13 protein-coding genes are annotated in these 10,245 nt (G+C 68.9%); 7 read left to right on the plus strand and 6 right to left on the minus strand.

Annotated elements, in window-relative coordinates:
- On the minus strand, positions 1-421 hold a 421-nt coding region (locus QZT59_RS17535; RefSeq protein ID WP_290819180.1), incomplete at its 3' end, for an iron-sulfur cluster assembly protein.
- 443 nt (positions 422-864) lie between these two features.
- On the opposite strand from QZT59_RS17535, the gene QZT59_RS17540 reads away from it, so the two are divergent.
- Positions 865-1,521 (plus strand): helix-turn-helix domain-containing protein, encoded by a 657-nt coding sequence (locus tag QZT59_RS17540; protein ID WP_290819181.1) that lies wholly within the window; start codon positions 865-867, stop codon positions 1,519-1,521.
- A gap of 193 nt (positions 1,522-1,714) precedes the next feature.
- On the opposite strand, the gene QZT59_RS17545 is transcribed toward QZT59_RS17540, so the two are convergent.
- From QZT59_RS17545 to QZT59_RS17555, 3 genes are all read right to left on the minus strand, one after another.
- On the minus strand, positions 1,715-2,410 hold the full coding sequence (locus QZT59_RS17545; RefSeq protein ID WP_290819182.1) for a hypothetical protein: 696 nt from the start codon (positions 2,408-2,410) through the stop codon (positions 1,715-1,717).
- The gene (locus QZT59_RS17550) at positions 2,407-2,727 is read right to left on the minus strand and encodes a hypothetical protein (protein WP_290819183.1); all 321 of its coding nucleotides are present in this window, start codon (positions 2,725-2,727) and stop codon (positions 2,407-2,409) included. Before QZT59_RS17550 ends, QZT59_RS17545 begins: the two co-directional genes overlap by 4 nt.
- A gap of 174 nt (positions 2,728-2,901) precedes the next feature.
- Positions 2,902-4,473, minus strand: a complete 1,572-nt coding sequence (locus QZT59_RS17555) for an ethylbenzene dehydrogenase-related protein (protein WP_290819184.1) — start codon at positions 4,471-4,473, stop codon at positions 2,902-2,904.
- A 207-nt stretch (positions 4,474-4,680) separates the two neighbouring features.
- Between QZT59_RS17555 and QZT59_RS17560 the strand changes: the two genes are divergently transcribed.
- The 4 genes from QZT59_RS17560 (at position 4,681) to QZT59_RS17575 (ending at position 8,080) form a co-directional block, all read left to right on the plus strand.
- Positions 4,681-6,039 (plus strand): 4Fe-4S ferredoxin N-terminal domain-containing protein, encoded by a 1,359-nt coding sequence (locus QZT59_RS17560; protein WP_290819185.1) that lies wholly within the window; start codon positions 4,681-4,683, stop codon positions 6,037-6,039.
- Positions 6,036-7,469 carry an NrfD/PsrC family molybdoenzyme membrane anchor subunit gene (gene nrfD, locus QZT59_RS17565; RefSeq protein WP_290819186.1) on the plus strand — a complete coding sequence of 478 codons (1,434 nt, stop codon included), beginning with the start codon at positions 6,036-6,038 and terminating at the stop codon, positions 7,467-7,469. The genes QZT59_RS17560 and nrfD overlap by 4 nt, the downstream gene beginning before the upstream one ends.
- Entirely contained in the window at positions 7,469-7,678 is a 210-nt protein-coding gene (locus tag QZT59_RS17570; RefSeq protein WP_290819187.1) for a hypothetical protein, read from the plus strand. Before nrfD ends, QZT59_RS17570 begins: the two co-directional genes overlap by 1 nt.
- Before the next feature lie 243 nt (positions 7,679-7,921).
- Positions 7,922-8,080 carry a hypothetical protein gene (locus QZT59_RS17575; protein WP_290819188.1) on the plus strand — a complete coding sequence of 53 codons (159 nt, stop codon included), beginning with the start codon at positions 7,922-7,924 and terminating at the stop codon, positions 8,078-8,080.
- Between the two features lie 149 nt (positions 8,081-8,229).
- On the opposite strand, the gene QZT59_RS17580 is transcribed toward QZT59_RS17575, so the two are convergent.
- Complete coding sequence (locus QZT59_RS17580) at positions 8,230-8,592, minus strand: helix-turn-helix domain-containing protein (RefSeq protein ID WP_290819189.1); 363 nt, start codon at positions 8,590-8,592, stop codon at positions 8,230-8,232.
- Entirely contained in the window at positions 8,589-8,927 is a 339-nt protein-coding gene (locus QZT59_RS17585; protein WP_290819190.1) for a hypothetical protein, read from the minus strand. The genes QZT59_RS17580 and QZT59_RS17585 overlap by 4 nt, the downstream gene beginning before the upstream one ends.
- Positions 8,928-9,105: 178 nt before the next feature.
- Between QZT59_RS17585 and QZT59_RS17590 the strand changes: the two genes are divergently transcribed.
- Both QZT59_RS17590 and QZT59_RS17595 read left to right on the plus strand, forming a co-directional pair.
- On the plus strand, positions 9,106-9,792 hold the full coding sequence (locus tag QZT59_RS17590; RefSeq protein WP_290819191.1) for a helix-turn-helix domain-containing protein: 687 nt from the start codon (positions 9,106-9,108) through the stop codon (positions 9,790-9,792).
- A 106-nt stretch (positions 9,793-9,898) separates the two neighbouring features.
- Positions 9,899-10,245: hypothetical protein (locus QZT59_RS17595; RefSeq protein ID WP_290819192.1), on the plus strand; the 347-nt coding region annotated here is incomplete at its 3' end.

The raw sequence follows: 10,245 nt of genomic DNA on the forward strand, positions 1-10,245 counted from the left end.
CGGTCCGCTCCCCGCCGTCGACGGTCCGCTCCCCGCCGTCGAATCGGAGGTCGAATATGCCGACCCGCGCGCCGATCGACGCGAGCGCCGCGGCCAGGTTCGCCGTCACGAGTCCCGCGCCGGCCTCGCGGTCGTCGGCGCAGATTCCGACCGCGTTCTTCACGCCCGGAGCGAGCGCGCGGTCGCGGTCCGCGTCGGCGTAGATCCGCGGATCGAGGCCGAGTCCGCGACAGCACGCCCTGACCTCGTCGCACATCGTCCACTCCGCGGGCGACAGCGGCGCGTCGAACGCCAGGGTGACGGCCGCCGCCCCGTCCTCCACGCGCACGTCCGTAACGAGTCCGAGCGTCACGACGTCGACGCCGAGCGCCGGGTCGTCGACCGATCGCAGCCGGTTCAGCAGTCGTTTTTCGGATGCCATGGGTAGCGGGGGTCGTTCACGGGTGGGTGGACGGCCGGCACTACCGAATACTCGCCACCTCGTTCCCGGCGACGGGGAACGGTGACGAACACGTTCAGTCGTTCCCGCGGTCGGCTCCGGCCCTCCGGGCGCCGTCGGTCACCCGCGGTCCTCGGGATTCGACTGTCACCCGCGGTCCTCAGGGCGCTGCCTGTCACCTACGGTCCCCTGGGAGTCGTCGGTAGCTCGCGATCTTCCGGGAGCTGTCGGTCACCCGCGGTCCTCGGAACCCGTCGGTTCGTCATCGGAGGTACGGTCCCGCCGGCCGTGCGGGTCGTCGTCGGCGGATCGATCTCCACAGACACATGCTAAGACCGTGGATTGACGGGACCTCACACACCGTTCCCACCGATTGGTAGCCTGGCTTCCGCATTATACGCTAGCGAGACGAACCATCAACCAATATGGCGACCACACTCCAGACGAGCGGCGAGACGCGCGCCGGCCACCTCCGGGCGACGTTCGCGGTCGAGCCCCACGAGGCGGCCAGCTGCGCGGTGCTGGCCTCCGGACGCCGCGGCGAGGACGTCAGCCAGAACATCGTGTTCGGGGACGGTCGCTGTGACTTCGGCGGACAGTGTCGGTCGGCGGTGACCCTCGAGAACGGGGACCGGCAGTTTCTCGCGGACGCGGTCGACGAGCGCTGCATCTGCCCCGTCTTCAGCGTGCACGATTGCATCGCGTCGATCCGGCGGTTCGACTCGGGATCCCTCGAGATCGAGGTGACGGTGCCCGACCGCGACGAGCTCGAGGCGGTCGTGCGCGCGCTTCGAGAGACCGGTGCGACGGTTCGACTCCGCCAGATCAGCACCCAGACCGACGGCGACGGCGACGACGGCCTCGAGCTCGAGGTGGCGGGCATCACGGACAAACAGCGGGAGGCGGTCTTGCTCGCCGTCGAGGCGGGCTACTACGAGACGCCGCGTCGAGCCGATCTCGGCGACCTCGCCGCAGAGCTCGGTGTCAGCAAGTCGGCCGTCTCCCAGCGGCTCTCGGCGGTCGAATCGAACCTGGTCAACTCCCTGTTCGAGCGGGAGGCGGGAACCCAACCCGAGCGGTGAGGGCGGGTTTCGACGCGCTTCGCCGGCGGCTTTTCGACGATCGCCTCGTCGCCCGCCGTCGGTGCACGGCGCGTCGAGCGCCGGCCGGCGAGGACGCCGGTCGTGAGTCTCGGTCGGATTCGCCGGCCGGCGGGGGCGTCCGTCGAGAATCTCGGTCGGATTCGCCGGCCGACGAGGACGCCGGTCGAGAGCCTCAATCGGATTCGCCTGCCGCGTGGGTCGACTCCGTACCGGTCGGCGTCGAAAACGACTCGCTCCGCGCCGCCCAGGCGCCGATCGACAGCCCCAGCGCGCCCGCGGCGAGCAGCAGGACGACCCCGAGATTCTCGATCCCGAGGACGGCGGGGTTCGTCAGCAGGATGAAGACGTCCACGACCGGTCCCAGAACCGCCCCGTCTCGCACGCCCCACTCGAGGACGACGAACGAGAGCGGCGCGACCGACGCCAGGATCCCGAGCACCGCCACCCGCCGTCGACGGGTCGCCATCGCGAATCCGAGGAGAAAGAGTCCCGCGATCAACCCGCCCACGAGCGCCCGCTTGCCCCCGTAGCCGTCCACGACGCCGGGGTCGACGCCGGTCAGCCGTAGCAAGACGGCGGCGTAGGCGGCCGCTGCGAGGATCGTCGCGACGGCCAGGACCGAGAGTTCGCGGTCCGACGGCACCCGCGATCGGAACAGGAACCAGCCCGAACCGACGGCCACCACCCCGAGCGCCGTGAATGCGGCGTGGAACATCGGAAAGAACCACCAGCCCGTGCCGGGGTAGACCGTCAGCGAGTCGAAGTACCGGGGGTGGGCCAGGAGCGTGAAGCCGGCCGCGAGCGTCGCCAGGCCGGTGGCGAACCTCGCCCGGTTGGCGACGGTCGCCGGCCGGAGGCGGTCGCTCACGAGTCGTCCTCCGACGGCCCGGCCTCCGGTTCCGTCACGAAGAGGCGATCCAGTGCGGCAAGGGTCCGCGGATCGACGGTTCCGTCCCTCGCAGCGCCGTCTCCAGGGGATTCTCGCGCGACGAACCACGCCACCCGCTCGGTGACGAGCGCCGCGGCGATCGAGTGAGCCAGCTCCTCGATGGCGTCCGCCTGCGCGGCGGGCGGCTCGTGTTGATCGGACAGACGCGTCAGGGCGCGCTCGACCGCCCGCTCCGCCAGGTGGTCCGCGCGCTCGCCGATCGCGTCGACGACCGCGTCCGTCGACTCGGCGACCACCTGCGGCCGGCCTTCGTCACCCGCTCCGCGATCTTCCCGGTCCCCATCCGATCGGTCGGCGTCGTTGCGTCGAGTCGGCCCGTGGACGACACGCGAGGTCGGCGCCCGTCCGCGAGCTCGCGCCTCGTCCTCTCGGGGGTCGACGGCGTCTGGTCGGATCGGAACCGTCATGCGTTAGCGTCGCGGATCCTCGCCGATCTCCTGGCCGAGCACCATCGCGGCCATCCGCCGGGGATTCTCGTGGACGTCCCAGATCGACAGCTCGTCGTTGCGGGTGGGAATGTAGCCGCGGTGTTGCTCGCTCGTGAGCCAGGTCCAGTCGCACTGGCCGGGGTAGATTAGCGGGATGGTGTAAGTCTCGATCTCGTCCCAATCGGGGGTCCCGTCGACCCGGACGGCCTGGAAGTCGGCGTCGGTTCCCTCGCCCAGGCCGAGCTGGTACGGGTACGCGACCCAGTGCCAGCGCTGGTTGTAGCCGTGGTGAACGGCGGGCGTCCAGGTGTAGACCTCACCACTTTCGAGCTGTTTAGTATCTGCCGGGTGATCGGTCTCGAGGTCGCGCCACATCTCGACGTTCCACTCCCCGGCGTCGTCGTCGTAGACGCCGCGGGCGTGCCAGTCGCCGGCGCTCCCTTCCGGCTCCTGGAGCGGCCGTCGCGGGATCGCCGCGCCTTCCTGCTCGGCGATCTCCGGATCGAACTCGACCATCCAGTCGTCGTGGAGGTAGTACGGTTCGTCCTCGCCCAGCCACCCGTCGCTCTCGGAGTGAAAGAGGTCCTGGCGGTAGTCGCCCTCTCGAAGCCGCTCGATATCGAGCGCCCCGTCCTCGACGACGTCGGGGTCGAACATGTACTCCGGACCGTCGTCCTCGTCCCAGTCTTGCGTTCCGAACGTATTGGACCCCTCGTCGCCGTGGCGGTAGTCGGTGACGTGGTGGTCCGTCCCGTATTCCATCGGATTCGAGCGGTGAGCCCGCCACATCGGCAGGTCGACCCACACTCCGTCCTCGAGCATCTCCTCGTCGGTGTGAGAGATCTCGTCCCACGGCATCGACTCCCACCACTCGCCGGGCCGGGACTGCGGGATGAACTTCCGGACGTCGTTGCGCCCGTAGCCGTCGTCACCGAGGATCTCGTGGGCCTCCACCTCCTCGGCCGTCCCGGCTCCCGGGAGTGCCCGGACGCCCATGTGCACGGTCATCCAACCGCCGAACTTGTCGAAGCCTTTCACCGACCCGTCATCCAGCAGGAACGTGACGCGATCTTCGTAGAATCCGGTGTGATCGGGGTGGTCGCCGTCGGCGACCCAGGGGTCCGGAGCCGCGTACCGGGTCCATTCGCCGTCCTCGTAGACGATGTAGTCGTGGAACCACCCGCCCCGGTTGGGCTGTTCCCAGTTGAACCGCAAGTAGAGCTGGTCGTCGTCGTAGGCCACCTGGAAGTTCAGGTTCTTGATGATCTGCTTCGGGACCCAGTCGAGTTTGAAGTTCTCGATCTCCGCGTAGTCTACGTCGCCACCGGCCGGCTCGTCCGGATCCTGATCGAACATGCCGAGACACCCGGCACTCGCGCCCATCACCGCCGTCGCCCCCATCGCTTTGAGGAACCGCCGGCGCAGCGTCCGCGGCGTCCCGCTCGGTAGCGTCGGCTTCCCTTTCAGGAGATCGTCCGCGTCCGTGGACTTCAGCGACGACGAATCGACGTCGGTTTCGCGCTCGACCGGCCGATTTCGGGACTGCTCTGTCATGGATGAGAGTAGCGACCCTCGAAGGATTCTCGTTGTTCTGGAGTATACAGCGGTTTATAACGCCGCACGGGAAAGTGGCAGACTGGACGCCCGTCAATCGGGGCCAGCGCGGGCGATTTCTCGGCCCTGCACATAAACTCCTGTACATTCCACACGCAACCATACCCCGCCGCCGGACCGAGTTGTTCCCATGAGGAGGGTATCGACATGAGTTCGGAGCCCGAATCGCGACGATGTCGCTGCGGCGGCGACGGGTCGTGCGCGGAGCACGCCACCGACGGCGAGCCGCCCGCCGAGTCGCCGGACGGCGACGACGAATCGAGCGGACCGATCACCTACGACGACCCCGACGAGGGCGAATCGGTTCCAGCGATGCCCGATCTCGGGGACGACTGGACGACCGACGACCTCGACGAGCGCTGGGAGCGACGAGCCGAGCAGCACCTCTCGGACGTCGACTTCGACACCGGGCTGGGCGTCGAGATCGCCCGCGACTCGCTCAGGGTCGCACGAGGGGAACTCACCAAAGCGGAATTCCACGAGAATCACCACGAGGCGATCGCCGAGGAGTTCGGGATCGACGAGCGACCGACGAAGTCGGCGTACGAGGCGGAGCGCGAGCGAGACGCGTCCAGGATGAGCGGTGACGACGGCGGGTCGCGGCTCCCCGGCGTACCGGGTGCGGACGGCCCCCGGTCGCGGCGCGGTCTCCTGAAAGCCGCGGGTCTCGCGACGGCCGCCGGCGCGACGGCCGGGCTGGCCGGTTGTATGGGTCAGTCGGAGCCGGATCCCACGGGCACCGCGGCCGCCCAGAGCGGCGTCGTCGAGGAAGGTGACAGCCAACTAGGGATGGTGATCGACACCGATCGGTGTATCGCGTGCATGCTGTGCGCGGAAGCGTGTAAGCGCGAGAACGATACCGACGCCGGCACCCACTGGATGCACGTCTTCCGCTACGAGGAAGACGAGTACGGAGAGGCCGACGAGGGCTACATGCCGCGGCCCTGTATGCACTGTTCGGAGCCGACGTGCGCCTACGTCTGCCCGACCCAGGCGCGACACAAGCGGGGCTCGGACGGGCTGGTCCTCACCGACTACGACACCTGCATCGGCTGCAAGTACTGTCAGATCGCCTGCCCGTACGGCGTCAACTTCCTCGGGAAGGACGAGTCGACCGAGATTTCCGGCGGGTTCACGGGGTCGGAGACGTCGGAGGGCACCACCGTCGGCGGCCCGCCGCCGAAAGGCGTCATGGGTAAGTGCACGTTCTGCGTCCACCGACAGGACGACAGCGCGCAGCGAGGGACGACGGCCTGCGAAGACGAGTGCCCGGTGGACGCGATCCACTTCGGCGACATGGAAGACCCCGACAGCCAGCCACGCCAGTACCTTCGCGAGAACCGCGACGAATCGCGGTACAAGCTCCTCGAACAGCAGGGAACCGAACCGAACGTCGTCTACCTCGGCCACCAACCGTCGAAAGACGCGACGCCGACCGACGGACCGTACAATTACGAGGACCTCGGGATGGAGAAGCTCGGCGACCACGGAGGTGACGAGGAATGAGTATCGACGCGACCACCGACCGGGTACTGAAACCGCTGCGGAACACGACGAAGCGGTACTGGCTGCTGCTCGGCGCGTTGATCCTCGCCTCGCTGTGGGTGCTGTTCGCCTGGTTCGTCCAGCTCAGGCTCGGGCTGATGGACGCGACGAACCTGGGCGACTGGGGCACCTCCGGCGGCGTCCCCTGGGGACTGTACATCGGCTCGTTCGTCTGGTGGATCGGAATCGCCCACGGCGGGATCGCCATCTCCGCCGCGGTGCGGGTGTTCAAGATCGAGCGGTACGTGCCGATCGCCCGAATCGCCGAGATCTTGACGCTGCTCGCGCTCTCGATGGGCGCGCTCAGCATCGTGTTCAGCCTCGGTCGACCCGACCGGATCTTCAACTCCATCCTCCAGTGGCCGCTCACGGTGTACCACTCGCCGCTGGCGTGGGACATCGCGGTGATCACGCTGTACCTGGTGCTCACCCTGACTTACCTTACGATGACGCTCCAGCCGGACCTCGCGGCGATCAAACACCGGGTCCCGCGGTACCTCCGGCCGATCTACGCGGTCGTCCTGATCGGCTACGACCCGGCGGAAAAGGAGAAGACCGACAAGATGGTCTGGTGGCTCGCGCTGGCCATCCTCGCGCTGGTGCCGCTGCTCTCCGGCGGCGTCGTCCCCTGGCTGTTCGGCTTCATCCCCGCGCAACCGGGCTGGTACGGCGCGGCCGCCGGGCCCTCGATGCTGATCGAGTCGCTGGCGACGGCGATCGCGAGCGTCATCGTCATCGTCGCCGCGTTCCGGTACGGCTACGGGTGGGACGATATGATCGACGACGAGATCTTCCTCGAGCTCGCGAAGGTGCTGACGTTCTTCGTCTTCGCGACGCTGTTCTTCGTGATGCACGACATCCTGACCGGGATCTACCTCGCGCCGGCCCACATCGGCGACATGACCCTGACGGTCGTCGGCCTGCCGTTCTTCTGGGTCGCGGTCGCCGGCCTCGTCCTCGCGGCGATCTACCTCCTCCTGATGGTCGTCAGACCGCGGTTCTTCAGCGTCCCCGGGCTCGTCGCGACGTCCGTCGTCGTCACGGTGATGGTCCTCAACAAGAAGGTCATGTTCATCGTCGAAGGACTGATGCATCCGAGCGTCCCGCCGATCACGAACCTCTACCCGACCGGGTTCTACTTCCCGAACTGGGTCGAGTGGTCCCTGCTCGCGGGTACGGTCGTGTTCGCGGCCCTCGGATTCGCGGTGCTGTCGAAGCTCGTCCCCATGATGGAGATCGCCGAACTGGAAGAGAACGGTCGCGTCCACCGCGAGGCGGCCGTCGACGTCGACGAATCGCCCGACGGCGACCGAGGCGCGGTCGCCGACGGTGGCGAACCGACCGAGGCGGAAGCGCCCGACGAAGCTGGCGACACGGAGGTGACCGACTGATGCACGACTCCACGACGTTCGGGATCCTGATCATGTTCGGGATCGTGTTCGTCCCGGTGTACGTGATGTTCGCCGGGTGGTTCCTCGGGAAACCTAAGCAGTTACGACCCGTGGCGAAGGGGATCGGTTACCTCGTCGTCTACACGGCCGCGATCGTCGTCGCCCTCGGGATTCTCGGTACCGTGCTGTCGCTGATCGTGCCGTACTGAGCACCGTCCGGTTCGACGCCCGCCACCGTCGCACGGGGCGGCGATATCGCTTCGCCACCGGCGCGAACCTGGATTCATCCGATCGGAAGCCTCGGAGCCGGCCCGGACGTGCACCTCCTGGATTGCTGTGAGTTGTCGGAGGACCGGTGCCGTTCCCCATCGACGGTGACGAGTTCACCGTCGTTCCCACGCGCTCGGAACGCGCCTGCCGGTTTAGGGGCCCGGTAGTCGAATCGGCAGCCGATGAGCACCGACGCACAGGATCGCCGATCTTTCGTGGCCACGTACGACGACGGCGAATACGTCGTCCTCGTCGATCGGCGGAATCCGCGGGCGTGGCTGCGCTCCGACGTCTCGATCCCCCGCGAGGACGTCGAACGCGACCGGATCGCCCCGGTGTAGTCGCGAACGGGCAACCCGCCGATTCCGGGGGGCGACCCGCTACCGGTGCGAGGCGACGGTGAGCGACGGTCGCCAGGAGGGAGTTCGTCGATCGCGGTCACCCGGGCTTCACGTTCGTCGCGATCACCGGGGCCCCACGTTCGTCGCGGTCACCGGGACGTCGCGTTCTCCAGCACCGCACCCACCAGCCGCGCCTCCGCGGCGCACAGCCGCTGGGAGACGGCCGACTTCGAGACGCCGAGTTCGGCGGCGAGTTCGTCGAGGTTCGTCCGTCGAGGTCGCTCGTAGTAGCCCCGCTCGTGGGCGAGTTCGAGCGCCTCCCACTGCTTGGGCGTGATCTCGCCGACGTCGATCTCCACGCGCGCGTCCCCGTTCGGATCGACGATCGACATCCCGCGGGGTTCGACGGTCGCGTCCGCCTCGGTGAGCTCCTCGAGGACGGTCCGAACCGACTCGACGTCGGTCACGGTGAACGAGACGCGCAACCGGTCCGCCTCCTCGAGGTCGCTCATCCGTCCGTCACCTCCGCGACCGTCGCGAGCAGGCGACCGATCGGCCGGTCGGCCGCCGCGGCGTCGAACGTCGCCACGACGCCGCGGTCCGGCCCCTCCGGGACGTGGACCACCGTCACGTCCTCGAACAGGTGGACCGAGGCGCGGTGGGAGCCGTAGGCGTCGTCGGAGAACCGCTCGCCGGTCACCGTCCGGAAGACGTCGACGGCGCCGGGGGCCACCTCGACGCTTCGATCCACCGTCGGGTCCCGGACGAGCTCGGGTCCCTCCGGCCCGTACCGCACGAGCCCGCGCGGCGCGTCCGCGGGCGAATCGGCCGCCTCGTGGTCGCTCATGGTACCGTATCGGACGCGGACCGGCATGGGCCCGGTGCTTCATATTCCAGGAAAGGACCCGGACGAGTCGAGCCGGTCCGTGCGACCTCCGCGAGCGGTCGACGCAGGGCGACGGACCGTTCCCACCGCGCAGGAACCGACGCTCCCCACTATCGTGGAGAGGGGCCGATTGCCGGACATGTCCACGCACACGGCCGCGGCCGACCGCAGCCGACGGCGGTCGCGACCGCTTCGAGCGCGACTCGAGGTGACGCCCGCACGCCCGTCGTGCGCGGTGGCCTGGGCGGTTCCGGACGCGGTCGGGCGAGCGAACGCCCCGGCCCGCGGCGGACGCCGCGCGCACCACCGGACGATGATCGGCGGGGGGACGGACACCGGCGGCGCGACCGACGCCAGCGACGGAACCGAAGCCGGCGACGAGTTCGACACCGACGGAGCCGGCGACCAGCTCGACACCGACGGAGCCGGCGACGGCTGCGTCTGCGACGTGATCGACCGGTTCGCGGACGTCGTCGAGGTCGAACACGTCCGCGACGGCGCCCTGTCGATGACCGCGGTCGCCGACGATCGCTCGACCGTCCGCCGGCTGGTCGCCGACCTGCGAGCGTCGGGGGCGTCCATCGAGCTCCGGCGAGTGGCGCGGGGCGTCGATCCCGCGGCCGACGCGATCGAACTCGAGGCCGGCTCGATCACCGAGAAACAGCGGGAGGCCCTCGAGCTGGCCGTCGAACTGGGGTACTACGACTCGCCGCGGCGGGCCGACCTGGCCGAGCTGGCCGCCCGCCTGGGCGTCTCGAAGTCGGCCGTCTCCCAGCGGCTCAACGCGGCCGAGGCGACGCTCGTTCGGGAGCTCGTCGGGCGGTGACGGCGCGGGGTTCCACGTCGCGGCCTCGATCGACGATCGCGTGAGCGTAAATACGCCTGTAGTATTCAGCGAGAGGGCCATCGACCGCCGGATGCTACGTACGTACATGTCCCGAACCCCGGCCGTCGACGGCTCGCTCGATCTGCGCCCGCAGGTCGGCACGTCCTGGGAGGACGACGACTGGACCGACCCCCTGCCGCGCTGTCGGTTCGAGCTGCGGTACGTGCCGACGGTGTCCGGCCCGGACCACGACCAGGCGCTCTTCGAGTGGACGCTCGAGTGGCTCGAGTGTGCGGACGTGGCGACCGTTCGCGTCGACCGAGAGGTGCCCGACGACGGGCCATCGGTGCGCGTCCTCGTCGATACCCTGAAACCGTGCTCGCGGGCGGGCGAGACGGAGCGCCATCGAGCGCTCGTGAGCCGGCTGTCGCGGTTCGGCGAGCTCCGGGAGAC

The sequence above is a fragment of the Halovivax sp. genome, from assembly GCA_007119345.1.
Lineage (GTDB): Archaea > Halobacteriota > Halobacteria > Halobacteriales > Natrialbaceae > Halovivax.

Bases quoted from the DNA above. Each gene is read 5' to 3' on its own strand.
- QZT59_RS17540 (WP_290819181.1), top strand. From the start codon at position 865: ATGGCGACCACACTCCAGACGAGCGGCGAGACGCGCGCCGGCCACCTC.
- QZT59_RS17555 (WP_290819184.1), bottom strand. From the start codon at position 4,473: ATGACAGAGCAGTCCCGAAATCGGCCGGTCGAGCGCGAAACCGACGTC.
- QZT59_RS17560 (WP_290819185.1), top strand. From the start codon at position 4,681: ATGAGTTCGGAGCCCGAATCGCGACGATGTCGCTGCGGCGGCGACGGG.
- nrfD (WP_290819186.1), top strand. From the start codon at position 6,036: ATGAGTATCGACGCGACCACCGACCGGGTACTGAAACCGCTGCGGAAC.
- QZT59_RS17570 (WP_290819187.1), top strand. From the start codon at position 7,469: ATGCACGACTCCACGACGTTCGGGATCCTGATCATGTTCGGGATCGTG.
- QZT59_RS17575 (WP_290819188.1), top strand. From the start codon at position 7,922: ATGAGCACCGACGCACAGGATCGCCGATCTTTCGTGGCCACGTACGAC.
- QZT59_RS17580 (WP_290819189.1), bottom strand. From the start codon at position 8,592: ATGAGCGACCTCGAGGAGGCGGACCGGTTGCGCGTCTCGTTCACCGTG.
- QZT59_RS17585 (WP_290819190.1), bottom strand. From the start codon at position 8,927: ATGAGCGACCACGAGGCGGCCGATTCGCCCGCGGACGCGCCGCGCGGG.
- QZT59_RS17590 (WP_290819191.1), top strand. From the start codon at position 9,106: ATGTCCACGCACACGGCCGCGGCCGACCGCAGCCGACGGCGGTCGCGA.